Origin of the sequence: Pseudomonas sp. BGI-2 (genome assembly GCF_004310295.1) — a bacterium.
Lineage (GTDB): Bacteria > Pseudomonadota > Gammaproteobacteria > Pseudomonadales > Pseudomonadaceae > Aquipseudomonas.
Window position 1 is genome coordinate 1 of the sequence record NZ_SISB01000019.1, and the last position, 25,992, is coordinate 25,992.

The 25,992-nt window shown below is 60.3% G+C and carries 22 protein-coding genes; 8 read left to right on the plus strand and 14 right to left on the minus strand.

What is annotated here, in order from left to right:
• Positions 1-222: 222 nt before the first annotated feature.
• Positions 223-1,593 (plus strand): cell envelope integrity protein CreD, encoded by a 1,371-nt coding sequence (creD, locus tag EYC95_RS14360; protein WP_131060944.1) that lies wholly within the window; start codon positions 223-225, stop codon positions 1,591-1,593.
• 210 nt (positions 1,594-1,803) lie between these two features.
• Here creD and EYC95_RS14365 read toward each other — a convergent pair whose 3' ends face one another.
• From EYC95_RS14365 to EYC95_RS14400, 8 genes are all read right to left on the minus strand, one after another.
• Positions 1,804-2,433, minus strand: coding sequence for a glutathione S-transferase (locus EYC95_RS14365; protein WP_131060945.1), 630 nt, complete (start codon positions 2,431-2,433; stop codon positions 1,804-1,806).
• Positions 2,434-2,681: 248 nt separating this feature from the next.
• Positions 2,682-2,861, minus strand: coding sequence for a hypothetical protein (locus EYC95_RS14370; protein WP_010467072.1), 180 nt, complete (start codon positions 2,859-2,861; stop codon positions 2,682-2,684).
• Positions 2,858-3,988 carry a PepSY domain-containing protein gene (locus tag EYC95_RS14375; protein ID WP_131060946.1) on the minus strand — a complete coding sequence of 377 codons (1,131 nt, stop codon included), beginning with the start codon at positions 3,986-3,988 and terminating at the stop codon, positions 2,858-2,860. Before EYC95_RS14375 ends, EYC95_RS14370 begins: the two co-directional genes overlap by 4 nt.
• A 73-nt stretch (positions 3,989-4,061) precedes the next feature.
• On the minus strand, positions 4,062-6,488 hold the full coding sequence (locus EYC95_RS14380; protein WP_131060947.1) for a TonB-dependent siderophore receptor: 2,427 nt from the start codon (positions 6,486-6,488) through the stop codon (positions 4,062-4,064).
• Between the two features lie 262 nt (positions 6,489-6,750).
• Positions 6,751-7,722, minus strand: coding sequence for a FecR domain-containing protein (locus EYC95_RS14385; RefSeq protein ID WP_131060948.1), 972 nt, complete (start codon positions 7,720-7,722; stop codon positions 6,751-6,753).
• Positions 7,719-8,237 (minus strand): RNA polymerase sigma factor, encoded by a 519-nt coding sequence (locus tag EYC95_RS14390; RefSeq protein WP_131060949.1) that lies wholly within the window; start codon positions 8,235-8,237, stop codon positions 7,719-7,721. The genes EYC95_RS14385 and EYC95_RS14390 overlap by 4 nt, the downstream gene beginning before the upstream one ends.
• Positions 8,238-8,475: 238 nt before the next feature.
• On the minus strand, positions 8,476-9,183 hold the full coding sequence (locus EYC95_RS14395) for a PolC-type DNA polymerase III (protein ID WP_131060950.1): 708 nt from the start codon (positions 9,181-9,183) through the stop codon (positions 8,476-8,478).
• Positions 9,180-11,120, minus strand: a complete 1,941-nt coding sequence (locus EYC95_RS14400) for a putative nucleotidyltransferase substrate binding domain-containing protein (RefSeq protein ID WP_131061027.1) — start codon at positions 11,118-11,120, stop codon at positions 9,180-9,182. The genes EYC95_RS14395 and EYC95_RS14400 overlap by 4 nt, the downstream gene beginning before the upstream one ends.
• A 254-nt stretch (positions 11,121-11,374) precedes the next feature.
• On the opposite strand from EYC95_RS14400, the gene EYC95_RS14405 reads away from it, so the two are divergent.
• The gene (locus tag EYC95_RS14405; protein WP_131060951.1) at positions 11,375-11,824 is read left to right on the plus strand and encodes a response regulator; all 450 of its coding nucleotides are present in this window, start codon (positions 11,375-11,377) and stop codon (positions 11,822-11,824) included.
• A 67-nt stretch (positions 11,825-11,891) separates the two neighbouring features.
• Here EYC95_RS14405 and EYC95_RS14410 read toward each other — a convergent pair whose 3' ends face one another.
• Positions 11,892-14,084, minus strand: a complete 2,193-nt coding sequence (locus EYC95_RS14410; protein ID WP_131060952.1) for a malate synthase G — start codon at positions 14,082-14,084, stop codon at positions 11,892-11,894.
• Between the two features lie 537 nt (positions 14,085-14,621).
• On the opposite strand from EYC95_RS14410, the gene EYC95_RS14415 reads away from it, so the two are divergent.
• Positions 14,622-15,140, plus strand: coding sequence for a glycine cleavage system protein R (locus EYC95_RS14415; RefSeq protein ID WP_094470306.1), 519 nt, complete (start codon positions 14,622-14,624; stop codon positions 15,138-15,140).
• 215 nt (positions 15,141-15,355) lie between these two features.
• Here EYC95_RS14415 and rarD read toward each other — a convergent pair whose 3' ends face one another.
• From rarD to EYC95_RS14440, 5 genes are all read right to left on the minus strand, one after another.
• Positions 15,356-16,243, minus strand: a complete 888-nt coding sequence (rarD, locus tag EYC95_RS14420) for an EamA family transporter RarD (protein ID WP_131060953.1) — start codon at positions 16,241-16,243, stop codon at positions 15,356-15,358.
• Positions 16,244-16,430: 187 nt separating this feature from the next.
• Entirely contained in the window at positions 16,431-17,405 is a 975-nt protein-coding gene (locus EYC95_RS14425; RefSeq protein ID WP_109635384.1) for a serine/threonine protein kinase, read from the minus strand.
• Positions 17,406-17,587: 182 nt separating this feature from the next.
• Positions 17,588-19,489: a PhoX family phosphatase gene (locus EYC95_RS14430; protein ID WP_131060954.1), complete on the minus strand. Its 1,902-nt coding sequence runs from the start codon at positions 19,487-19,489 to the stop codon at positions 17,588-17,590.
• A 57-nt stretch (positions 19,490-19,546) separates the two neighbouring features.
• Positions 19,547-20,311, minus strand: a complete 765-nt coding sequence (locus EYC95_RS14435; protein WP_131060955.1) for a TOBE domain-containing protein — start codon at positions 20,309-20,311, stop codon at positions 19,547-19,549.
• A gap of 180 nt (positions 20,312-20,491) precedes the next feature.
• Complete coding sequence (locus tag EYC95_RS14440) at positions 20,492-21,232, minus strand: ComF family protein (RefSeq protein WP_131060956.1); 741 nt, start codon at positions 21,230-21,232, stop codon at positions 20,492-20,494.
• A gap of 92 nt (positions 21,233-21,324) precedes the next feature.
• Here EYC95_RS14440 and bioB point away from each other — a divergent pair, with 92 nt between their 5' ends.
• The 5 genes from bioB (at position 21,325) to bioD (ending at position 25,931) form a co-directional block, all read left to right on the plus strand.
• The gene (gene bioB, locus EYC95_RS14445) at positions 21,325-22,380 is read left to right on the plus strand and encodes a biotin synthase BioB (RefSeq protein ID WP_131060957.1); all 1,056 of its coding nucleotides are present in this window, start codon (positions 21,325-21,327) and stop codon (positions 22,378-22,380) included.
• Between the two features lie 166 nt (positions 22,381-22,546).
• Positions 22,547-23,725: an 8-amino-7-oxononanoate synthase gene (gene bioF / locus EYC95_RS14450; protein ID WP_131060958.1), complete on the plus strand. Its 1,179-nt coding sequence runs from the start codon at positions 22,547-22,549 to the stop codon at positions 23,723-23,725.
• A complete protein-coding gene (locus EYC95_RS14455; protein ID WP_131060959.1) occupies positions 23,718-24,449 on the plus strand; it encodes an alpha/beta fold hydrolase in 732 nt (243 codons plus the stop codon). Before bioF ends, EYC95_RS14455 begins: the two co-directional genes overlap by 8 nt.
• Entirely contained in the window at positions 24,442-25,254 is an 813-nt protein-coding gene (bioC, locus tag EYC95_RS14460) for a malonyl-ACP O-methyltransferase BioC (protein WP_131060960.1), read from the plus strand. The genes EYC95_RS14455 and bioC overlap by 8 nt, the downstream gene beginning before the upstream one ends.
• The gene (gene bioD, locus EYC95_RS14465; protein WP_131060961.1) at positions 25,251-25,931 is read left to right on the plus strand and encodes a dethiobiotin synthase; all 681 of its coding nucleotides are present in this window, start codon (positions 25,251-25,253) and stop codon (positions 25,929-25,931) included. The genes bioC and bioD overlap by 4 nt, the downstream gene beginning before the upstream one ends.
• The last annotated feature ends 61 nt before the right edge of the window (positions 25,932-25,992 follow it).

Below are 25,992 nucleotides of genomic sequence, written 5' to 3' on the forward strand. Positions count from 1 at the left end.
GTGCTGGAAGACCAGTACCGTGTACGACGAAAAGGTTTATTTACAGGCCTTGCTCCGGCACGGCTCACCGTTGACCAGCGAGCTGGACACAGCAAAACCGCGTTGACGGAAAGGCTCAGGGCGTGATGGGGCCGGCCCAGTCTCCACATAATCTCCATATTCCCCCCATAAATCCCCCACACACCCATTCCAGACTCTGCCCATCCAAACAGGGAGAGTCCCATGAACCGCAGCCTGACCATAAAACTCGGGGCCATTGCCCTTCTTATTCTGTTATTGCTCATCCCGTTGCTGATGATCAACGGCGTCATCCAGGACCGCCAGCAACTGCGCGACGGTGTGCTCGAAGACATTGCCCGCAGTTCCAGCTACAGCCAACAACTGAGCGGACCGCTGATGGTGGTGCCGTATCGCAAAGTGGTGCGCACCTGGAAACTCAACGAGAAAACCAACGAGCGCTACCAGGAAGTCGGTGAAGAACGCGGTCGCCTGTATTTCCTCCCGGAACGCTTCGAACTCGACGGCCTAGTACAGACCGAACTGCGATCCCGAGGTATTTATGAGGCGCGACTGTTCCACGCCGACAACCGCATCAGCGGGCATTTCTCGGTCCCGGCACAACTGGGCATCAAGGAAGACTTCGCCGATTACCAGTTCGATCAGCCGTTTTTGGCCGTCGGCATCAGCGACATTCGCGGTATCGAAAACGCCCTGAAACTCGAACTCAACGACCAGCGTCTGGACTTTGTACCGGGCACTCAGGTGGGCTGGTTAGGTGAGGGTGTACACGTGACGCTGCCGGCGCTGGATGCCAGACAAGCGACGGAATTGACCTTCGGTTTCGACCTGCGGCTGCAAGGCACCGGTCAGTTGCAGATCCTTCCAGTGGGCAAGACCAGCAAAGTGTCGTTGAGCGCCAACTGGCCGCATCCAAGCTTCATAGGCAACTACCTGCCGGCCCAGCGTGAAGTCACCGATCAGGGTTTTACCGCTAACTGGCAGACCTCGTTTTTCTCCACCAACCTGCAAGAAGCGCTGAGCAGTTGCGTGTCCGGTGGTGGTTGTGAGGCGTACAACGGTCGCAGCTTTGGCGTGAGTTTCATCGACCCGGTGGACCAGTACCTGAAGAGTGATCGGGCGATCAAATACGCGTTGCTGTTCATCGTCCTGACCTTCGCTGGCTTCTTCCTCTTCGAAGTGCTGAAAAGCCTCGCGGTGCACCCGGTGCAATATGCATTGGTAGGCGTGGCGCTGGCGTTCTTCTACCTGTTGCTGCTGTCGCTGTCGGAGCACATCGGTTTTGCCCTGGCCTATCTGTTATCGGCGGGCGGCTGTGTATTGCTGATCGGCTTCTATGTCTGCCATGTGCTGCGCAGCGTGCGCCACGGCTTGAGCTTTTCGGCGGGGTTGGCGGCGCTGTATGGCTTGCTCTACGGCTTGTTGAGTGCCGAGGATTACGCGTTGTTGATGGGCTCGTTGTTGCTGTTCGGCTTGCTCGGCGTGTTCATGGTGCTGACCCGCAAGCTGGATTGGTACGGGATCGGGCAGAAGTCGGCCAAGCCGCTGGCGTTTGATATTGGAGCGGTGGAATGAGCCGGTCGCTGGGGTTGCGCGAGGATCAGCGGGAAGGGGAGGTGTTGGCGACGCTGATTCATGGGTTGTTTCCGTTAGATTCCGTGTGGTGCATTCGCGAGCAAGCCCGCTCCCACACTAGATCTCCAGTGGACACAAAGTCTTCGAACACAGCAGATCAAATGTGGGAGCGGGCTTGCTCGCGAAGAGGCCCTGAAAACCAGCGAAGATCTAAACCTTCGGCATCGTCGCCAACATCGAAGGCCGCTGACTCACCTCGAAATACCACGCCGCCAACTGCGGATTCGCCTCGCGCCATCCCAGATCCGGATGGCGCAAGTCGAGGTAACCCAACGCACACGCCACGCTGATCGCCGCCACATCAAAATGGCTGGTCAGCTCGGCAATCGCGTCCTTCTCCAACAGCGCCAGCGCGCGACGAATCTTGTCGCGCTGGCCATCGAGCCATGCGTCCCAGTGTTTCTCCGGGGCGCGCAGGGCCACTTCGTACCGAACCATTACCGAAGCATCCATGATGCCGTCGGCCAGGGAGGCCAGGGTAAGGCGCCGCCAGCGTGCCGAGCCATCGCGAGGGATCAGCGGGTTGCCGACGTGTTGGTGATCGAGGTAATCGAGGATCACCCGGCTGTCATGGATGACGTTGCCGTCGGCCAGGCGCAGGGCCGGGATCTTGCCCAGCGGGTTGTCTTCGTTGAGGGTCTGGTCCGGGCTTACCGGCGTGAGCACGCAGTCTTGCAGCGCCACGCGGTCGGTCTGACCGGTTTCGTGCAGCAGCACCATGACTTTGCGAACGAAGGGCGATAACGAATTGTGGAACAGGGTCATGCTGGGGGCGGACATGGCAGCGTCTCGGTATTGGGCAGTGCTGGGCAGCATAGCGCGTTGAAGCAATAGCTCAAGATGACCAACGCACGCATATCCCCTGTGAGAGCGAGCTTGCTCCGGGCGGCGTTCCGACGATGAGGTCCTTACATTCAGCGATCGCGACCGAACGCTCCTTGGCCGGAAACGCAGGTTGAGGCGACGGGCGGGGGAGGGCGTCACCATATGACTGTCGTCTCGACAGCTGCTACAAAAAACCCGTCAGATCATCGGCGTTGCAGCAGGCCGCGCAAGGCAAGCACGGCAGGGACGCCCAGGCCGAGCCAGCTCAAGGCGTCCCACACGCCATCGCCCAGCAATGCGGCGAATAACCCTGCGGCGCTGAGCAGGGCGATCACGGTAGGCGTGGCGAAGACTTTCCAGAAGTTCGACTGTCGCGGCCTCATGCTTGAACCTCAGCTTGTTCGAGTACAGGTTTCGCTGCCTTGCGCCGCACCACCCACAGATAAACCCCACTACCGAGCACGATGATGGTCAGCACATCCAGGGTCGCCCAGAGGATTTTCATCGGCATGCCGCCGTAATCACCAAAGTGCAGGGGTTGTGACACGCCCATGGCGTCCATGTACCACGGTCGTTCGGCCACCGCCGTGACGTGCAGGGTACTGGCGTCGATCAGCACAGGGGTCAGCAAGTGCGAAGTCAGGTGGGTGCTGCCCTTCATGAACACGGCGTAATGGTGTTCGCTGGAAAACCGTGTGCCGGGGAAGGCAATGAAATCGGTTTGCATGCCCGGCGCGACTTCTTTGGCGATGTCGAGCAAACGGGTCGCGGGCGCCAATTGCGTCAGCGGTGGTGCATCGCGGTACGGCGCGATCATCGCGCTCAGGGCGTCATTGCGCCATGCGGCGATCAGCAGGTCGGCGCAGGCACTGATCACGCCAGTGACGCCGACCACCAGCGCCCAGGTCAGGGTGACCACGCCGATCAGGTTATGCAGATCCAGCCAGCGCAGGCGGGTGGATTTGTCCTGGCGCACGGTGGCGAATTTCAAGCGACGCATGAACGGCAGGTACATCACCGTCCCGGAAACAATCGCCACGACAAACATCAGCCCCATAAACGCCAGCAGTAACTTACCCGGCAGACCGGCAAACATGTCCACGTGCAGACGCAGCATCACCATCATGAAACCGCCGTTGGCCGACGGCATCTCCAGCGCTTCACCGGTGCGGGCATCGAGCATGAAAGTGTGCGACGAGTTCGGCTCGGTGCCGGCGGTGGCCGCCATGATGGCGATCGCCGCGTTGGGTTCTTCCTCGTCAAAGCCGAAATACTGCATGACTTCGCCCGGGCGATGTTTTTCAGCCGCCTGCACCAACTGCTGCAAATTCAGATGCGGGGTGTCCGCCGGCATTTGCTTCAACTCGGCGGCATCGCCCAGCAGATGGTCGATCTCGTGGTGAAAGATCAACGGTAGGCCGGTCAGCGCCAGCATCAGCAGAAACACCGTGCAGATCAGACTGGTCCAGGTGTGGACGAACGACCAGCGGCGAATTGTTTTACTTTTCATTTCATGGCCTTTAGAAATACCCAAGCCGTCCTCGAAGGACGGCTTGGGTTTTGGAGCGTTTCAGCTCAGGCAATTACCACTTGTACGTTGCACTGGCGACGACGCTGCGCTGGTCGCCGTAGTAGCAGTAGAAACTGTCACACGTGGAAATGTAATCCTTGTCCAGCAGGTTGGTGGCGTTAAGCGCCAACGACGCGCCTTTCAGGCTGTTGTCCAGCCGGCCGAGGTCGTAATGGACGGCGGCGTCGAACACGGTATAGGCATCGGCCTTGCCCAAAAAGGTATTGGCCTGGTCGCCGTAGGTGTTGCCGGTATAGCGAGCGCCGGCACCAATGCCGAAGCCGTCCAGCACGCCGTTGTGCCAGGTGTAATCGGCCCACAGCGAAGCCTGTTGGTTAGGCATCAGTTGCAGACGGTTGCCCTTGTTGTCGCCTTTCTGCACTTCGGACTTGGCCAAGGTGTAGGCAGCGATGATCTTCAAGTTTTCGGTGACGTCGGACACCGCTTCCAGCTCCAGGCCCTTGACCTTCACTTCGCCGGTCTGGCTGGTGATTGGCGTGGCACCAACGGTGGTGGTGACCGAGACGTTTTTCTGGGTCAGGTCATACACCGCCGCGCTGAGCAGGGTGTTGCTGCCCGGTGGCTGGTACTTGATGCCCAATTCCCACTGTTTGCCTTCGGTAGGCTTGAACGACTCGGTGCTGGAAGCCGATGCGCCGGTGGTGGGCTGGAAGGATTCGGCGTACGACAGGTACGGCACGAAGCCTGAGTCAAACACATAGCTGATCGCCGCGTTGCCGCTGAAAGCCTTGTCGCGTTCGGTGTTGGTGGCATCGCCCTTGTTGAAGAACTCGGTGCTGGTGTGGACCCAGTCCTCACGTCCGCCGACGGTCAGACGCCATTGGTCGAGGGCCATTTGATCCTGCACGTAAAGGCCGGTCTGGTAGGTCTTCTGGTTGTAGTCGTAGAACGCGGTGGAGCGCGGTGGACGAACGATTGGCTGGCCATAAATCGGGTTGTTGATGTTGGTGGTCAACCCGTCGCCGAAAATCGAGGTGTAGTTGGTGTTGCTGCGCTGGTGGTCCAGGCCCAGCAACAGGGTGTGGCGGATATCGCCGGTGGCGAAGTCGGCCTGGAAATTGTTATCCACGGCGAACTGGCTGATGTCCTCATCGACTGTGGTGCTGGTGCGACCGACGTTGCCTTCGTTATCCACTTGGGTGAACGGATACGAGCCGACAGTGAGTCCCTGGAACGACAGATCCGATTTGGTGTAACGCAGGTTCTGCTTGAACTGCCAGACGTCGTTCAAGCGATGTTCGAACGCGTAGCCCAGCGCGTAGTAGGTGCGGTCGTAGTATTCCCAATCCGGGTCGCCGAGGTTCTTGTGATGAGAAACCTTGCCGAACGGCATGTCGATCTTGGTGCCTTGCACCGGCAGGAACTGGCTGGTGATGCCCGTATCGTCACGGGTGAATTGCGTGAGCAAGGTGAACCTGGTGTCTTCGTCGATGTTCCAGGTCAGGCTCGGCGCGATGTTGTAGCGCTTGTTGTCGACGTGGTCGATCTGCGTGCCACTGTCGCGTACCACGCCGCTGAGGCTGTAGAGGAACTGGCCTTTGTCATCGATCTTGCCGGTGCTGGCGAAGTTGATCTGGCGCTGATTGTCGCTGCCGTATTGCAGCTGAATCTCATGGCTGTCTTCGGCGGTGGGACGGCGGCTGACCATGTCGAGCAGGCCGCCCGGCGGCGTCTGGCCGTAGACCGACGACGCCGGGCCGCGCAGCAGGGCGAGGCGATCGAGGTTCCAGGTTTCCTGTTTCGGGTTGGCGTACGTGCCTTTTGGCAGAGGCAGGCCATCGAGGAACTGGGTCGGTTCGAAACCCCGTACGCGCAGCCAGTCGGCGCGGGTGTCGCTGCCGTAGCTGCTGGCGACGATGCCGGGCATGTAGCGCACGGCGTCATCGAGGTTCTGCACATTGCGATCTTCCATTTGCTGGCGAGTGGCGACCGAAATCGAGCGCGGCGCTTCGACCAGTGCGGTATCGGTCTTGGTGCCGGCGGCGGTGCGCGTGGCGACGTAGCCTTCCACCGGGCCCCAGGCGCTTTCAGTATTTTCGACACCGATGACGGCGGTTTCCGGCAGGGCCAGCGTGCCCTCGGGAATGGCGACCAGGCTATAGGTGCCGGCGCTGCTTTGTTCCAGTTGCAGACCGGTGCCGCGCAGGGCTTCCCGCAGGGCGCCGGTCGCGTCGAACTGACCCTTGACCGGAGCGGAGGTCTTGCCTGCTGCCAGCGATGGATTCAACGACAGTGCCAGGCCCGCCTGGCTGGCGATTTGGTTCAAGGTGCTGGCCAATGGCGCGGCCGGCAGGTTGTAGGCGCGAACGCTGGACGCCTGTTCGGCGGCCATCAGCTGACTGCTGGCCAGCGGGGCGCAAAGGGCAATGGCGACTGCCAGCAAGCTGGGGCGCAACAAGGTGTCTAGCGAACGGGACATACAGCGGCTCCTGAATGGAAATATTTCTCAATTGCCTAGGTGCCGAACGAGAATCCAAAAGTGATAGGGCTGGATGAAAATAATTTAGATTCAGTAAGTGAGTGGGCTGATTCGAGAGATGTGCTGATGTTGAGGGCCTCTTCGCGGGCAAGCCTCGCTCCTACAGGATGTCGCCGTTCCACAGATCGACACAAAACTTGTAGGAGCGAGCGGGCGGCGTTCCGACTTGCCCGCGAAGGCGCCCGCTCAGACAACAAACATCTCAGGGCTTGGTCTCAGCCTTCGCCACCGTCACCCACCACGGCGTGTGCTGTTCGATCTGCACCGGCAGGGTCGGCAGCAACGCGCTCAGGGCCTTGTCGGTGTCGTGCAGCGGGAAGCTGCCGGTGATCCGCAGGTCAGCAACCTCCGGTGCAACACCCAAGTGCCCGCGCCGATAACGGCCGAGTTCGTGCACCAGATCTTCCAGTCGTGCGTTGTCCACCACCAGCATGCCGCGGGTCCAGGCATCGGCGCCGAGGTTCGGCGCGACGATGGGACCCAGGCCATTGCTGCGCATCAGCACTTGTTGGCCTTCACGCAGGATCTGCTCTTCAGGACTCGACTCCGGATGGGCGGCCACCGCGGACTGCAACACGCTCAGTCGCGTGCCGTCATCCTCGCGCTTGACCAGAAACCGCGTGCCCAGCGCGCGCAGGCTGCCTTCACGGGTTTCGACGATAAACGGCCGGGCATCGCCGTGACCGGTTTCGACGAGAATTTCCCCTTCCTGAAGGATGATCAGCCGCTGCTTCTCATCGAAGCGCACGTCCACGGCGCTGTGGGTGTTGAGGTTGATCAGCGTGCCGTCAGTCAGGCGCAGGGTGCGCTGCTCGCCAGTGGCGGTGCGCTGATCGGCCAGCCAATAGTCGATGGGCAGATAACGATCACCGGCGAACAGCGCCAACCCGATCACCGCGACGATGCTTGCCAGGCCACTGCCGAGCTTGCGTACCCGTCGGCGGATGCTTTCACGCGATTGCAGTAACGCCGTGCGAGCCGGGCCGCTGGCGACGCTGAAACGTTGGTCGAGCATGCCCAGCTGGCGCCAGGCCCGGGCGTGTTCTTCGTGGGCGGCGTGCCATTTGGCGAACTCTTCGCGCTCCACCGGGGTGCCGGAATCCAGGGACAATTGCCAGGCAATCGCGGCATCCAGCACTTGAGCTGAAACCGGTTTGGAGCTGACCGAGCTCATACCGGCTCACCGTACAGCGCGATGTAGCACTGACGAATGCCTTGGGCCAGGTATTGGCGAACCCGAGGCACCGACACGCCCAGACGCTCGGCAATTTCCGCGTGGCCGAGGCCGTCGAGACGGTTATAGAGAAACGCTGCCCGGGCCTTGTTTGAAAGCTTGCCGAGCAGGCGGTCGATGTTTTTCAGGTCTTCGAGGATCAGCTGCTGTTCTTCCACCGACGGTTGTTCGCCTTCGGGGATCAGCATCAGCTCGGTGAGGTAGGCCTGTTCCAGCGCTGCGCGACGGAAATAGTCGAACAGCAAGCCCTTGGCGATCGCCACCAGAAACGCCCGCGGTTCGCGAGGCTCCTTCAGCTCATCACGGCCCAGCAGCCGCACGAAGGTGTCCTGACTGAGGTCTTCGGCCCGTTGCGGACAGGCCACATTGCGTCGCAGCCAAGCCAATAGCCAACCGCGATGGTCGCGATACAACGCACCAACGAGCTCACTTTGAGGGCTTTGGACTGACGACACGCAACATCACCGATTGGGAAGTGTTAACTAACGAGAATTGTTCGCGATTGTGGCAGAGGCGGGAGAGGTAAGCAATTGGCCACTGGTCAGGTGGTTTTAGCGAGACCGTGCCATCGTTCTTCGCGGGCAAGTCGGAACGCCGCCCGCTCGCTCCACAGGTTATGCGCAATTCCAGAATTGACGATGACCCGTAGGAGCGAGGCTTGCCCGCGAAGGGGCCGGAACAGTCGCCGGAGATTTAGAAGGACGGCGCCCGCTGCCGCCGTTTCCACTGACTCAACCGCTGTTGCAGATTCAACGGGCTATGAATCTGCTGCTGCCGCGCCCGGCTGAACAGAATCAACGCCAGTTCCGCCGTAGCCAACGCATCCGCGCTGGCATTGTGGCGTTCAAAGACTTCCAGCTTGAACCAGTCGATCCACTCATCCAGCCCGGCATCGCGAATGTGCGCCTGAGGACAAAGCAGCGGTGCGATGTCCGCTACATCAAGAAACGGATGCTGCAATTTGTAGCCCAAATGGTCTTTCAGCGAGCGCCCAAGCATGTGTTGATCGAATGGCGCATGAAACGCCAGCACCGGACTGTCTCCTACGAACTCCATAAGCTCGAGCAGCGCCAGCCCCGGATCGCTGCCGGCGGCAATCGCACTCGGTCCCAGACCATGAATCAACACGCTGGGCCCCACCTTCATATCGACGCATTGCAGCGTACGTTCGAACTGCTGGCTGAAATCAATCGCGCCGTCCTCGATCACCACCGCACCGATGGACAACACCCGGTCCTTGTTCAGGTTCAGCCCGGTGGTTTCCAGGTCGAGCACCACCCAGCGCTGCTCGCGCAGGCTGCATTCGCTCAACTCGGCTACTACAGGCAAGCGTTCCAGGCGTTGTTGCAGTTCGCCGGGCAGGATTGGAATGGCCGGGCGCAGCCAGGAAAACAGGCTCATAGCTGATACCGCAGGGCCAGGCTGCTTTGCAGGCGTTGAGCCTGGCGCAGGGATTCACGCAGGATCCGTCGGTCAAGATGATTGAGGCTGTCCGGATCGACCCGGTTTGAGTAGGGCAAATTCTCTCGGGTCTGTAGCTGATGCTGCTGCATGCGGGTTTGCTGGATGAAGTGGTAGGCCTCTTCATACGCGGCGCCGTCCAGCCGTTCAATGACCTCTTTGGCCACCAATTCACGGAAGCGCTCCAGGGTATTGTTGGTGTCTATGCCGTGGGCCAAGGCCAGCAAGCGCGCGCCGTCGACGAACGGCGTCAACCCCTGAACCTTCAGATCCAGCGTGGCTTTCTCGCCATTCTTGCGCGCCAGTACGAACTCACGGAAACGTCCTACGGGCGGACGATTGCGCAGGGCGTTCTCGGCCATCATCCGCTGGAACAGCCGATTGTCATTCACCTGATCGAGAATTCCCTGACGCAGCTGCTCGCAGCCTTGCTCGTCGCCCCAGACCACGCGCAAGTCGAAATAGATGCTCGAACCCAGCAGGTTTTCCGGCGTCGCCTCACGAATAAACGCCGCAAAGCGCCGCGCCCATTCGGCCCGGGACAAACACAATTCGGGGTTGCCGGCCATGATGTTGCCCTTGCACAGCGTGAAGCCGCAGAGCGCCAGGCTCTGGTTGATCTGCTGGGCAATGGGCAGTAATTTGCCGCGAATTTCAGCGGCATGCGCCGCGTCCCGGGCTTCGAACAGAATGCCGTTGTCCTGATCGGTGTGCAGCGTCTGTTCGCGGCGGCCTTCGCTACCAAAGCACAGCCAGCTGAATGGAATGCCGGGGTCACCTTTCTCGGCGAGGGTCAGTTCGATCACCCTGCACACGGTGTGATCGTTGAGCAGGGTGATGATGTGAGTGATCTGGGTTGAAGAGGCGCCGTGGGCCAGCATGCGCTCCACCAGTTGGCCGATTTCGCCGCGCATCGCCACCAGATTTTCCAGTTTCTGCGCGCTGCGAATGGTCCGCGCCAGATGCACCAGGTCGACCCGCTGCAGGGAAAACAGATCCCGCTCGGACACCACGCCACACAGACGATGGTCTTTCACCAGGCAGACGTGGGCGATGTGTCGCTCGGTCATGGCGATTGCCGCATCGAAGGCGCTGTGGTCCGGCGACAGGAAAAACGGCGCCTGGGTCATGTGACGCTCAATCGCTTCGTTGAAGTCGTTAGTGCCCTCGGCCACCACATGGCGCAGGTCGCGCAGGGTGAAAATGCCCAGCGGGGCTTTCTGCTCGTCGACAATCACGATGCTGCCGACCTGCTGCTCGTGCATCTGGGTCACGGCCTCACGCAACGGCGTGGCGGGGCTGCACGTCACCGGATGGCGCATGGCCAATTCGCCCAGTCGCGTATTCAGCGAGTATTGAGTGCCGAGGGTTTCCACGGCTTTTTGCTGGACGTGCTGATTGACCTGATCCAGCAGGCTGCTGACACCGCGTAGGGCAAAGTCGCGAAACGTTGTGGAAAGTGCGAACAGTTTGATGAACGCCAGCTTGTTCAGCTGTAGGCAAAAGGTGTCTTCGGCGGCCAGGTGTTCGGTGCGGGTCGCGCGCTCGCCCAGCAGCGCGGCGAGGGGGAAACACTCGCCGGTGGTGATTTCGAAGGTGGTTTCGGTACCGCCCTTGGCCGTGTGGGGACGTTCACCCACGACCCGGCCTTGTTTGACGATGTAGAAATGTTCAACCGGCCCATCGGCAGGTTTGATGATGCTCTCGCCAGGGGCGTAGAAACGCATCTGACATTGTTCGACCAGGTACGCCAGGTGAGCGTGTTCCATTTGATTGAAGGGCGGGAAGCGCTGGAGGAATTGCAAAGTGCCCTGGATGTTCTGCAACACCGCGGTTTTCCCTGCCTGTGTGAAGGCGTCCGCTTTACTCATAACCATGACCGCAGTCTTTTTTGAATTGTTGTTGTCGGATGACTTAGCCATGGTCGGCCCCTGCGGGCAGGGTGCCCATTGGACGTAAGTCTAGGTCGGGCGTTGCAGGCGTCGGAAGTTAGGAAATGTCTGACGCAAATGCGGGAAACCCCCCCTACATTGGCTATAGGAAAACTTTCCGACGAAGGGCACATTGTAGGTCTGCTTAGCGATGTCTGACGGATGTGCTAGGGAACTGAAATGAAAACGTAGAGAAAGCCATGTCCGACCACGATATTTTGAGTGACGCCGAGCGCGAGGCGCTGATTGCGGTCATGCAGGAACCTGACCTGCCGCCGCAGCGGGTGCTGATCGTCGATGACGATAAAGACGCGCGTGAGCTGCTGTCGGCGATTCTTGCGTTGGACGGTATTCGTTGCATGACCGCCGCCAGTGGTGAAACTGCACTCAAGATGTTGGACGAGAAGCCATCGATTGGCCTGGTGATTACCGATCTGCGGATGGGAACTGTCGATGGTCTGGAGCTGATTCGCCAGGTGCGTGAGTCGGTTCGGGCGGCAATGCCGATCATCATTGTTTCCGGTGACGCCGATGTGAAAGATGCAATCGCTGCGATGCATTTGAGCGTGGTCGACTTCCTGCTCAAGCCTGTCGATACCGGCAAGCTGTTGGCGCTGGTCAAGCATGAGTTGGGAATGGATGTGCAGTAATCGAATTGAAACAAAAAAGCCCTGATCTCTCGATCAGGGCTTTTTTTTATCCGGCGTCAGCGCTCAGTTACAAGCTATTGGCAGCCTTGAACTCGCGGCGACGACGGTGCAGGACCGGCTCGGTGTAGCCGTTTGGCTGCTTGGTGCCTTCGACCACCAGTTCGACCGCCGCCTGAAAGGCGATGTTGCTGTCGAAGTTGGGAGCCAGTGGACGGTACAGCGCGTCGTTGGCGTTCTGACGGTCAACCACCGGTGCCATGCGCTTGAGGCTTTCCATGACCTGATCTTCGGTGACGATGCCGTGACGCAGCCAGTTGGCGATGTGCTGGCTGGAAATCCGCAGCGTCGCACGGTCTTCCATCAGGCCCACGTCATTGATGTCCGGCACCTTCGAGCAACCCACGCCCTGGTCGATCCAGCGCACCACGTAACCGAGAATGCCCTGGGCGTTGTTGTCCAGTTCGTTCTTGATCTGTTCGGCAGTCCAGCTCGGGTTTACTGCCAACGGGATGGTCAGGATGTCGTCCACCGAAGCGCGGGCACGTTTGGCCAGCTCGGCCTGACGGGCGAACACGTCGACCTTGTGGTAATGCAGCGCGTGCAACGCGGCGGCGGTCGGCGATGGAACCCAGGCGGTGTTGGCGCCGGCCAGCGGGTGAGCGATTTTCTGTTCGAGCATCGCCGCCATCAGGTCGGGCATTGCCCACATGCCTTTACCGATCTGGGCGCGACCTTGCAGGCCGGTGCTCAAGCCGATATCGACGTTCCAGTTTTCGTAGGCGCCAATCCACTTCTCGGCCTTCATATCGGCCTTGCGCACCATCGGGCCGGCTTCCATGGAGGTGTGGATTTCATCGCCCGTGCGGTCGAGGAAACCGGTGTTGATGAACACCACGCGCTCGCTGGCCGCCTTGATGCAGCCCTTGAGGTTGACCGTGGTACGGCGTTCCTCGTCCATGATCCCGACTTTCAGCGTGTTGCGCGGCAGACCGAGTACTTCTTCGATGCGACCGAACAGCTCGTTGGTGAACGCGGCTTCTTCCGGGCCGTGCATTTTCGGCTTCACGATGTAGACCGAACCGGTGCGGCTGTTCTTGCGCGAGCTGGTGCCGTTGAGGCTGTGGATCGCCGCGAGGCTGGTCACAAGACCGTCGAGAATGCCTTCCGGCACTTCGTTGCCATCTTTGTCGAGGATTGCATCGATGGTCATCAGGTGACCAACGTTACGCACGAACAACAACGAACGACCGTGCAGGCTCAGTTTTTTACCATCGACACCGGTGTAAGTGCGGTCGGCGTTCATGGTGCGAGTAAAAGTCTGACCGCCCTTGGAGACTTCTTCCGACAAGTCGCCCTTCATCAGACCGAGCCAGTTGCGGTAGATCACCACTTTGTCATCGGCATCGACGGCGGCGACGGAGTCTTCGCAGTCCATGATGGTGGTCAGCGCGGCTTCCATCAGAATGTCTTTGATACCGGCAGCGTCGGTCTGACCGACCGGGGTGCTGGCGTCGACCTGGATTTCGAAGTGCAGGCCGTTGTTTTTCAGCAGGATCGCGGTCGGTGCAGCGGCATCGCCGTGGAAACCGATCAGCTGAGCGTCGTTGCGCAGGCCCGTGCTCTTCAGATCCGAGCTGCTGCCGCCTTTCAGGGCGACCACCAGTTTGCCGTCAGCGATCTTGTAGCCGGTGGAGTCGACGTGGGAGCCGGCCGCCAAGGGCGCGGCTTCGTCGAGGAAGGCGCGGGCGAAGGCAATCACCTTGTCGCCACGGACCTTGTTGTAGCCTTTGCCTTTTTCCGCGCCGTCGGCTTCGCTGATGGCGTCGGTGCCGTAGAGCGCGTCGTACAGCGAACCCCAGCGGGCGTTCGAGGCGTTGAGCGCGAAGCGGGCATTCATCACCGGCACCACGAGCTGTGGACCGGCCATGCGGGCGATTTCGTCATCGACGTTTTGCGTCGTTGCCTGGAAATCGGCCGCTTCTGGCAGCAGATAACCGATGTCTTGCAAGAAGGCTTTATAAGCCACGGCATCGTGCGTCTGGCCGGCACGGGATTGGTGCCAGCCATCGATACGAGCCTGGAAATCATCGCGTTTGGCGAGTAGGGCTTTGTTCTTCGGCGCCAGGTCGTGAATGACCTTGTCGGCACCGGCCCAGAACTTATCGGCGGTGAGGCCGGTACCGGGAATGGCTTCGTTGTTCACGAAGTCGAACAGGACTTTGGCGACCTGCAGGCCACCGACTTGAACGTGTTCAGTCATTGCTTGCCTCACTCTGCTCAGCTATTTCGCTTTTCAGCTCTTCAAATTAACAATGAAGCCTCTGGCTATTTAAACCACAAACCCCTTCCACCAGTACATGCCATTTCGGGCGGCTGGAATGGAACCGATCAACGGCGTTGAGGCCTTGCTGATAGGGCTTTCAGGGCTGCGACTGTGCCGGTGGCAGACATCGATCCAACGTTATGTAGTGCGCGCTGCGGCATACTACATGATGAATTGCGCTTGTGAAAATCAGACTAAATACGTCGTTCTGCGACCCCATGTCGCATTGCGGACACGTCGGGGATGGGGATGTTCTCAAAAAAGTATGAGATTGTTCCAGTTAAATATAGGAAGTTGTACACGATTTGTATTTTTACCGGCTGATTGGTGTCGTCCCGTTCGCGGGCAAGCCTCTCTCCTACAGGGCTGCGTACGACCTGTAGGAGCGAGGCTTGCCCGCGAAGCGCTGGTCCATTCAACACAGGATCGCCCCTTGCCTATACTTCTCTTTCTACAACAAAAGAGGGCTGCGCCATGGACCACCTCGTACTCACTGTTTTCGCTCCGGACAAGCCAGGGCAGGTTGAGCGCATTGCCCAATGCATTGCCGAGCACGGCGGCAACTGGCTGGAGAGCCGCATGTCGCGGATGGCTGGCCAGTTCGCCGGGATTCTTCGGGTGGGCGTGCCGGCCGAGGCCTACGATGAGCTGGTCGATGCCCTGAAAGCGCTGTCCGCCCACGGTATTCGTGTGCTGATCGCTGAAAGCGGCATCGAGCAATCCTGCACCTGGAAACCGATTGCCATGGAATTGGTGGGTAACGACCGCCCGGGGATCGTTCGGGACATCACTCGGTTGCTGAGTGAGCAAGGGGTGAATCTGGAGCGACTCGTGACCGAAGTGCGTCCGGCGCCGATGAGCAGTGAACCGCTGTTCCATGCCGAGGCGATTCTGGCGGTGCCGCTCACCTTGTCTCTGGACGTGCTGCAGTCACGGCTGGAAACCCTGGCCGACGATTTGATGGTGGAATTGGTACTGCGCAGCGAACCCTGACAGGGTTATCCAAGTTATACGTGCACCTGCCTGTGGATAACCTGTAGAGACAGCCCGCCAGCCCACGCCGGCCGGGCTTCTTCAGGATCTGATCAAAAAACCAGCAGTTTCAACAAGTTGCGCACAAACGGCGGGGATCACGCTGTGGATAACCTTGGGAAGGATCAATGCAGGCCACGAGCGACGTGGCCTATAGAGTTTTGTGCGTTTTTTGATCAGCTGCGGCGGCGCAGGCTTATCCACGCATCAACGCTGTAAACCGCCAAACCTGCCCAGATAAAGATAAACGCGACCAGCGTGCTGGAAGACAGATGCTCGCCAAACAGCAGAACGGCTTGCAACAGCACCAGCGTCGGCGCCAGGTATTGGAGGAATCCCAGTGTCGTGTAGGGCAAATGCCGTGCGGCGGCGTTGAAACACACCAGCGGCACCAGCGTCACCGGCCCGGCCGCCACCAGCCACCAGGCTTCGGATGTGGTCCAGAACTCTGGCTGAGCGCTTGTGGCCGTCTGATTGAAAAGCAGCCATGCAATGGCAATCGGCACTAGCATCCAGGTTTCCACCACCAGGCCGGGCAGCGCTTTGACGGGCGCTTGCTTGCGGATCAGGCCGTAGAAACCGAACGTCAGCGCCAGCACCAGCGATACCCACGGCAGACTGCCGACCTGCCAAACCTGCTGCGCCACACCGACCGCTGCCAGAACCACCGCCAGCCACTGCATGCGCCGTAGCCGTTCGCCGAGGATCAGCATGCCCAGCAGCACGTTCACCAATGGGTTGATGTAGTAACCGAGGCTAGCCTCGAGCATGCGCCCGTTGTTCACCGACCAGACGTAGGTCAGCCAGTTGGCCGCAATCAGCGTGCCGCTCAGGGCCAGAATCGCCAGCCGGCGCGGGTTCTCCCGCAGCTCGCGCCACCAGCCCGGATGCTTCCACACCATCAGCAGCAAGGCACCGAACAGCGCCGACCAGAGCACACGGTGGATGATGATCTCCACGGCGGGCACGCTGGCGATGGCTTTGAAGTAGAGCGGGAAAAGTCCCCAGATGATGTAGGCACTCAGGCCCAGAATGTACCCGCGACGCGGGTTGGCAGCTTGCATGCAGAATCCTTGCTTAGGCAGCTAACAAAGAGGGGATTGTAAGGAGATTTTGCAGGTTGTGTTGCTCCCTGTAGGAGCGAGGCTTGCCCGCGAAGAACGATTACTCGGTACTACAGACAAACTGCGTTTTCGTTCTTCGCGGGCAAGTCGGATCGCCGCATCGCTCGCTCCTACAGGTCTGTGTAAATCAAAAAAGTTTGAGGGGTTCTTCGTTGAGCGCAGCCAATTGCTCGCGCAACGCCAACACCTGATCACCCCAATACCGTTCACTGCCAAACCACGGAAAACTGTGCGGGAACGCCGGATCGTCCCAGCGGCGGGCGAGCCAGGCGCTGTAGTGCATCAGGCGCAAGGCACGCAGCGGTTCGATCAGGGCCAATTCCCGCGGGTCGAAGTCGTGGAATTCGTTGTAGCCGTCCATCAATTCCGACAACTGACCGAGACATTCCTGACGATCGCCTGCCAGCATCATCCAGATGTCCTGCACTGCCGGGCCCATGCGGCAGTCGTCGAGGTCGACGATGTGGAACATCTCATCGCGACACATCATGTTGCCGGGGTGGCAATCGCCGTGCATGCGGATGTTCTGGTGCGGCGTGGCCTTGTAGACCTCTTCCACCCGTTTGAGCAGGTCGCGGGCCACGGATTCGTAGGCTGGCAGCAGGCTTTTGGGCACGAAATTGCCTTCAAGCAAGGTGGTCAGCGAGTCATGACCGAAATTCTTCACGCCCAGTGCTTCACGGTGTTCGAACGGCTTGGTTGCGCCGACCGCGTGCAGGCGGCCGAGCAATTGGCCCAGTCGATACAACTGGTCGAGATTGCCTGGCTCCGGCGCACGGCCGCCACGGCGAGGAAACAGGGTGAAACGGAAACCGGCGTGTTCGTGCAGGCTGGCGCCGTTGTGAATCATCGGCGCGACCACGGGGACGTCGCACTCGGCGAGCTCGAAGGTGAACTGGTGTTCTTCGAGAATCGCTTCGTTGGTCCAGCGCTGCGGACGGTAGAACTTGGCGATCAGCGGCTCGGAGTCTTCGATGCCGACCTGATAGACACGGTTCTCGTAGCTGTTGAGCGCCAGAATGCGCGCGTCGCTGAGAAAGCCGATGCTTTCGACGGCATCGAGTACGAGGTCTGGGGTGAGGGTTGCAAACGGGTGGGCCATGCTGACTCCTGCGCGCAGCAGGCTGCCGCGTCCGGCCAAGCATGGTAGCGCAGACGGGGCATCTTTAGTGTTAAGGCTTGAGATGAGTGGTGTTGCCATCGCTAGCAGGCTAGCTCCCACAGGGGATTTGCGGTGTGTCCCAGATCCAGTGTGGGAGCTAGCCTGCTAGCGATGGGGCCCGATCAGGCGCCGACGATCCCGCCGTCTTCTCGGGAAATCGCCATCACCGAAGACCGCGGCTTGCCATTCAACAGATGCTCAGGGAACGTCGATCCACCGTTTTCCCCCGGATGCTGAATCCCGACAAACAAGGTCTTCTGATCCGGCGAAAAGCTGATCCCCGTCACCTCGCAGCCCACTGGCCCAACCATGAATCGGCGAATCTCTCCGCTCACCGGATCGGCACACAGCATCTGGTTATTACCCATGCCGGCAAAATCACCGGCGTTGCTCGAATCGCCATCGGTGAGAATCCACAACCGCCCAGCGTTGTCGAAGCCCAAGCCATCCGGGCTGTTAAACATGTTCTGCGGCGTGATGTTCGACGAGCCGCCCTTCGGCGTGCCGGCGTGGACGCCCGGGTTGCCGGCGACCACAAACAGATCCCAGGCAAAGCTTTTCGAGCCGTGATCGTCACGGTCGGTGCGCCAGCGCAGAATTTGCCCGTAGAGGTTCTTCTCGCGCGGGTTCGGCCCGCCTACGGGTTGGCCGTCTTCACCGCGCTTGGCGTTGTTGGTCAGCGTGCAATAAACCTGGCCGTCCATTGGGCTGACGACGATCCATTCCGGCCGGTCCATGCGAGTGGCCTTCACCACACTGGCCGCGAGGCGCGCGTGGATCAGTACTTCGGCCTGATCGGCAAAACCGCTGCTGGCGTCGATGCCGTTTTTACCGTGGGTCAGCTCGATCCACTCGCCCTGGCCTTTTGGGTGATCGGCGTTGCTGTCGCCCGCATCGAAGCGCGCCACATACAAGGTGCCATGGTCCAGCAAGTCGCGGTTGGCCTTGGAGTTTTTGTGATTGATCTTGTCGCGGCTGACGAACTTGTAGATGAATTCGCCGCGTTCATCGTCGCCCATGTACACCACGGCGTGACCGTCTTTGGTTTCGGCCAGGGCAGCGTTTTCATGTTTGAAACGACCCAGCGCGGTGCGTTTGACGGGCGTCGATTGCGGATCGAACGGGTCGATTTCCACGACCCAGCCGTGACGGTTGAGCTCATTCGGATTCTTCGCCAGGTCGAACCGCTCATCGTGTTGATGCCAGTTGATCTCTTTGCTGGTCGCCACTGCGCCGTAGCGCTTCTGCGCGGCGTCGAACTTCTGCTCGGCATTGCTGCTGCCGAAGCAATCGGTGAAGTTCTCTTCGCAGGTCAGGTAAGTGCCCCACGGCGTCTTGCCGTTGGCGCAGTTCTGAAAGGTGCCGAGGACATTTTTGCCGTGGGGGTCGGCGCTGGTTTTCACCAGGGCGTGACCGGCGGCCGGGCCGCTGAGGCTGATCGGCGCGTTGCCGTGAATGCGACGGTTGTAGCGCGAACCCTGGACGAATTGCCACTGCCCATTCTTGCGTTGCACTTCGATCACCGACACGCCTTCGCAAGCCAAGGCTTTGTGCACGTCATCGGCCGATTGCGGCATGCCACCGTGGGGATAGAGGTAGCGATAGTTGGTGTATTCGTTGTTGATCGCCATCAGCGCCCGGTCGTTTTCATTCGGAAACTCGAACAGGCTCATGCCGTCATTGTTGTCGCCGAACTGGACTTCCTGCTGCGCGGCGGTGCCGTTGCCACTCGGGTCGAACGCCGGGCCGTTTTTCTGCAGCGGCTGGCCCCAGCTGATCAGCACCGAGGACTTGTAACCCGGCGGTAAGGTAATAGCGTCGCTGGTGGCGGCGGGGATGCTGTCAAAACCCAACAGTTTGCTGGAGCCTGCGCTGACACTCGCGGCCAGCACGCTGCGGCTCAGCAGGTTACCGCCGAGGAACATTGCCGCACCGCAGAGGGCGCCGGCGCTGATGAAGCCACGACGACTGAGGCCGACCATTTTTTCGAGGTCGGTGGACTGGTTTTCTTCTAATAGGCTCACATCAGGCTCCCTGCTGGTTTTGCAGCCACCTTAAAGAGCGTTGATGAAGCTTTTGTTTCAGAGCGGAGTACCGAGCAAAACGTTGGACGGCGCGAACTGCACCAGCACCGGTTTGTCAGCGGCAAGACCCAGGGTTCGCAAGTGCAGCGACTCGGCCAGCGCGCAGAGGGTCTGGCCGTTGGGAAGGCCGATGCGCACTTCGCTGGGGCCGTCTTCGGCGTCGAGAATGGCTTCGATGATGCCCTTCAGGCAGTTGTTGCCGGGTATTGCTTGTTGGTCGATGCCCAGCAACTCCAGCCAACCGGCCTTGATCAGCGCCACGACTTCGGTGCCGGTGTCCAGTTCCAGGCGCAGGGTGCTGTCGTGAGTGATTTGCGCATCGAGGGTCAAGCCTTCGGCCAGCTGAAGACGGACTCGGTCGTTGTGCCCCTGGTTGTCGATCGCCACGACCTTGCCGTGCAATTGATTGCGCGCGCTGGTTCTGAGCATCAGCCGGCCGAGCAGATCCAAATCGCTGGCATCCTCAGCGGCTTCCAGCACCTGGGCCTGCAAGGCTTGCAGCTTTTGATACAGGCGCAGCACGCGCAAGCCTTCTTCGGAGAGCTTGGCGCCACCGCCGCCCTTGCCGCCGACGCTGCGCTCCACCAGCGGTTTCTGCGCGAGGTTGTTCAGCTCATCGATGGCGTCCCACGCCGCCTTGTAACTCAGCCCCGCACTTTTCGCGGCACGGGTGATCGAGCCTTGTTCGGCGATGTGCTGCAGCAACGCGATGCGCTGTGGACGACGGGCAATGTGCTGGGACAACAAAGTAGGCAGGGACATGGCAAGAGGCTTTGGGCTGTGGCGATGGGAGGACGTTGGCGGCTGGAAGCCTGTGAGTCAAGTCAGGCCACGTCCTTGTGGGAGTGAGCCTGCTCGATGGCGATGCATCGGTCACATCAATGTTGCCTGTAATGACCTCATCGCGAGCAGGCTCACTCCCACAGGTTTTGTGTTCTTGAGTCAGACCGTGTCGCCGGGTTTGGGCGTGCGGGCCAGGCAGTAGACGTCGACCCGCGCCGCGCCGGCGTCCATTAACAGCCGGGCCAGGGCCTGAGCTGTGGCACCGGTGGTCAGCACATCGTCCACGATCGCCAGGTGCCGGCCCTTGATGGACGCATCAGGCACCAGGGCAAAGGCATTGCGCAGGTTCTTTTTGCGCGCGTCGGCATTCAGGTCCTGTTGCGCGTTGGTGTCCTGAATCCTCAGCAGGAGTTTTTCATCGCAAGGAATGTCGAGGCTGCTACCGAGCCAGCGGGCAAGCATCGCGGCCTGGTTGAAACCCCGTCGGCGCAGGCGTTTGGCGGCCAGCGGAACAGGGACCAGAGCGTCAGGTCGATCAAGGTCCTCATCGAAGCGATGTTGCAGGAACTGCGCGAGAAGTTCGGCGAGCAGGCGGCCAAACGGCCACTTGGCGCTGTGCTTGAAGCGCGTGATCAACGTGTCCACGGGGAAGCTGTAAGTCCAGGGTACGGCGACCCGTTCGAAGGCCGGAGGGAGCTTCAAACATTGGCCACACGTCAGGCCCGCCGCAGGCAAGGGCAGGGCGCAGGTCTGGCACTGATCGCTCAGCCAGGGCAGGTCGGTTTCGCAGGCCATGCAGAGGGGCCTGACTTCTTCGGTAACTTCGCTGCAGAGTAAGCAGTGTTGGTTGTTGTTTAACCAGTTGTAAACCAGTCCTACGTATCGAGGTTGACAGCGCATCGCTCTTCCTTAAATATGCCGAACATCCGTGTCGCGTCTGTGGGTATTCCATTCCCCAGCCGCATGCAAAGCATAAAACAAAGGAAACACCCATGAGCGCCAGCACCTCTGCAACCCTGCGTCATGACTGGTCTTTGGCCGAAGTCAAAGCACTCTTCGTACAGCCATTCAACGACCTGTTGTTCCAGGCGCAGACGGTGCACCGCGCGCATTTCGACGCCAACCGCGTCCAGGTTTCCACCCTGCTGTCGATCAAAACCGGCGCGTGCCCGGAAGATTGCAAATATTGTCCGCAGTCCGGTCACTACAACACCGGCCTGGAAAAAGAAAAGCTGATGGAAGTGCAGAAGGTCCTCGAAGAGGCCGCTCGCGCCAAGGCCATCGGTTCGACCCGTTTCTGTATGGGCGCGGCGTGGAAACACCCGTCGGCCAAAGACATGCCGTACGTGCTGCAGATGGTCAAAGGCGTGAAAGCCATGGGCCTGGAAACCTGCATGACCCTGGGTCGCCTCGATCAGGACCAGACCGAAGCGCTTGCCCAGGCTGGTCTCGATTACTACAACCACAACCTCGACACCTCGCCGGAGTTCTACGGCAGCATCATCACCACCCGCACGTACAGTGAGCGCCTGCAAACCCTGGCCTACGTGCGTGATTCGGGGATGAAGATATGCTCCGGTGGCATCCTCGGCATGGGCGAGTCCCTCGATGACCGCGCCAATCTGCTGATCCAGCTGGCCAACCTGCCGGAGCATCCGGAGTCGGTGCCGATCAACATGCTGGTGAAAGTCGCCGGTACACCGCTGGAAAATGCCGAAGACATCGACCCGTTCGACTTCATCCGCATGCTCGCCGTCGCGCGCATCCTGATGCCGCAATCCCACGTGCGCCTGTCCGCCGGCCGCGAAGCGATGAACGAGCAGATGCAAGCCCTGGCGTTCTTCGCCGGTGCAAACTCGATTTTCTACGGCGACAAACTGCTGACCACCGCCAACCCGCAGGCCGACAAGGACATGCAACTGTTCTCGCGCCTGGGGATCCTGCCGGAAGCGCGCGAAGAGCACGCGGACGAGGTGCATCAGGCCGCGATCGAACAAGCGCTGGTTGAGCAGAAGAGCAGCGAGCAGTTCTATAACGCTGCTGTTTGAGCGTTTCACCGTTCCCGCTGATTGAAATGCAAAACCACTGTAGGAGTGAGACCGACTTGCCGGCGATAGCGGTATGACATCCAATAACGATGCCGACTGACACAATGCCATCGCGAGCAGGCTCACTCCCACAGGGGACATGTGTCATTTGAAAGTCGAGGCCTGCATGTCTTTCGATCTCGCCGCACGCCTTGCTGCCCGTCGTGCCGAAAACCTCTACCGCCAGCGCCCTCTGCTCGAAAGCCCTCAAGGCCCGGAAGTGGTGGTCGACGGCCAGCCGTTGCTGGCGTTCTGCAACAACGACTACCTGGGCCTGGCCAATCACCCGCAAGTGATCGAGGCCTGGCGCGCCGGCGCTGCCCGTTGGGGTGTCGGTGGCGGTGCGTCGCACTTGGTCATCGGCCACAGCACGCCGCATCACGCACTGGAAGAAGCCTTGGCCGACCTGACCGGTCGCCCGCGTGCGCTGCTGTTCACCACCGGTTACATGGCCAACCTCGGCGCGGTCACCGCGTTGATCGGGCAGGGCGATACGGTGCTGGAAGACCGCCTCAATCATGCCTCGTTGCTGGATGCAGGGTTGCTGTCCGGCGCGCGTTTCAATCGCTATCTGCACAACGACGCGGCAAGTCTGGCCAAGCGTCTGGAGAAGGCCACCGGCAATACGCTGGTGGTCACCGACGGCGTGTTCAGCATGGACGGCGATATCGCCGACTTGCCGGCGCTGGCCAGGGAAGCCAAAGCCAAAGGCGCGTGGTTGATGGTCGATGACGCCCATGGCTTCGGTCCGCTGGGCGCGAATGGCGGCGGGATCGTCGAGCATTTCGGCCTGAGCCAGGAAGACGTGCCGGTACTGGTCGGCACCCTGGGCAAAGCGTTTGGCACCGCAGGCGCCTTTGTGGCCGGCAGCGAAGAGCTGATCGAAAGCCTGATCCAGTTTGCCCGCCCCTACATCTACACCACCAGCCAGCCACCGGCCCTGGCCTGCGCGACGCTGAAAAGCCTCGAGCTGCTGCGCACTGAACATTGGCGAAGGGATCATTTGAAGACGCTGATCCGCCAGTTCCGTCATGGCGCCGAACAGCTCGGGATTGAGTTGATGGACAGCTTCACGCCGATCCAGCCGATCATGATCGGCGATGCCGGGCGTGCCGTTCGACTGTCGCAGATGCTGCGCGAGCGCGGGCTGATGGTCACGGCGATTCGTCCGCCGACCGTGCCCGCGGGCAGCGCCCGTCTGCGCGTAACCCTGACCGCCGCCCACAGCGAGGCGCAGGTGCAGCTATTGTTGAATGGACTGGCCGATTGTTTCCAACAACTTGGACCGGAGCCAAGCCATGCGTGATCGACTGATTCTGCTACCCGGGTGGGGCCTCGGAATTTCACCGCTGGAGCCTTTGGCGGCCGCCTTGCAGGGGCTGGATGAGCATCTGCGGGTCGAGATCGAGCCGTTGCCGGAACTGGAATCAAGCGATCTTGAAGAATGGCTCGATGAGCTGGATTCGACGATCCCGCAAGACGCCTGGCTCGGTGGCTGGTCCCTCGGCGGCATGCTGGCGTCTAAGCTGGCGGCGCGTCGTGGTGATCGTTGTTGCGGCTTGCTGACTCTGGCGAGTAATCCCAGTTTCGTGGCTTGGGCTGGTTGGGCCAATGCCATGCACGAAGAGGATTTCAATGCCTTCCTCAACGGCTGTCGTGTTGATCAAGGCGCGACCTTGAAGCGCTTCAGTCTGCTTTGCTCGCAGGGCTCTGCCGACCCACGGTCCTTGGCGCGGCTCTTATTGGCGGGCGCCCCCAAAACGTCGGCCCCAGTGTTGCTCAGTGGCCTGGAGCTGTTGGGTGGGTTGAGCACACGCCAGGCTTTGCTGGATTTTCAGGGCCCACAGCTACATTTGTTCGCCGGCCTTGACGGGCTGGTCCCGGCTGAAGCGGCGGGCGAGTTGCTGACCTTGCTGCCGGATGTCGAAATCGGCCTGATTGAACAGGCCAGCCATGCGTTTCTTCTGGAAGACCCCCACGGTGTGGCGGGGGCGATTCAGGCCTTTTTGCACGAGTTCGGTGATGACTGATTTATCCCTTCCCGATTTACCCGGCGGTTTGCCAGACAAGCGCCAGGTGGCGGCCTCCTTTTCCCGCGCGGCGGCGAGCTACGACAGCGTGGCTGAGTTGCAGCGCGATGTTGGCAGTCAGTTGTTGAGCCATTTGCCGGGTGACTTTGTGCCGGGTGTCTGGCTGGACCTGGGGTGCGGCACCGGGCATTTCAGTCGGGCATTGGGTGAGCGATTTTCTGCGAGTAACGGTCTGGCAATGGACATCGCCGAAGGCATGCTCAATCACGCTAGGCCATTGGGCGGCGCCAGCCATTTCATTGCCGGGGACGCGGAGCGTTTGCCGCTGCAGGATTCGACCTGTGATCTGATCTTTTCCAGTCTGGCGGTGCAGTGGTGCGCGGATTTCGAATCGGTGCTCAGTGAGGCGTTTCGGGCACTGAAACCGGGCGGGATTTTCGCGTTTGCTAGTCTTTGTGTAGGGACGTTGTTTGAGTTGCGTGACAGCTGGCGTCAGGTGGATGGCATGGTGCACGTCAATCGCTTCCGCGAGTTGGGTGTTTATCAACAGCTGTGCGCATCCAGCGGCTTGAAGGTTGTCAGCCTGCAAACTCGTCCGCATGTGTTGCATTACCCGGACGTGCGCAGCCTGACGCATGAACTCAAAGCGTTGGGCGCGCACAACTTGAACCCTGGTCGGCCAGGTGGTTTGACCGGTCGGGCGCGGATCCTCGGCTTGATCGAGGCTTATGAGCAGTTTCGTCAGGCCGAAGGATTGCCGGCGACTTATCAGGTGGTCTACGCCGTGTTGGAGAAACCCGTATGAGCGCAGCCTATTTCATCACCGGCACGGACACTGATGTCGGCAAGACCACCATTGCCGCGGGCTTGTTGCATGCCGCGCGGTCGGCGGGCATGAGTACGGCGGCGGGCAAGCCGGTCGCTTCCGGCTGTGATGTGACGCCCAAGGGCTTGCGCAATTCCGATGCGCTGGCGCTGCTGGCCGAATGCTCGGTGCCTTTGACTTATGCACAGGTCAACCCGGTGGCGTTCGAACCGCCAATCGCTCCGCATCTGGCCGCGCGTGAAGCCGGCGTGGTGCTGACGGTGCAATCACTGTTGGCGCCGATGCGCGATATTCTCGACATGCAGGCGGACTTCACCTTGATCGAAGGCGCCGGCGGCTGGCGCGTACCGTTGGCGGATCAGGACAATCTGTCAGATTTGGCGATGGCTTTGGATCTGCCAGTGATTCTGGTGGTTGGTGTGCGGTTGGGTTGCATCAATCATGCGTTGCTGACCGCCGAAGCGATTGCTCAGGACGGTTTGCAGCTAGCGGGGTGGGTGGCCAATATCATCGATCCGAAGACCTCGCGTCTGGAAGAGAACCTCGCGACCCTCGCCGAGCGGATTCCCGCGCCTTGTCTTGGGCGAGTGCCGAAACTGAAGTTGGTGAGCGCAGAAGCGGTGGCGGAACATTTGCAACTGGATTTGCTGGATTGAGATTTTGCCTATGACAAGGCACTGTGCCATTAGTGTTTTTGTCGGGCGTTTTGCCATCAGG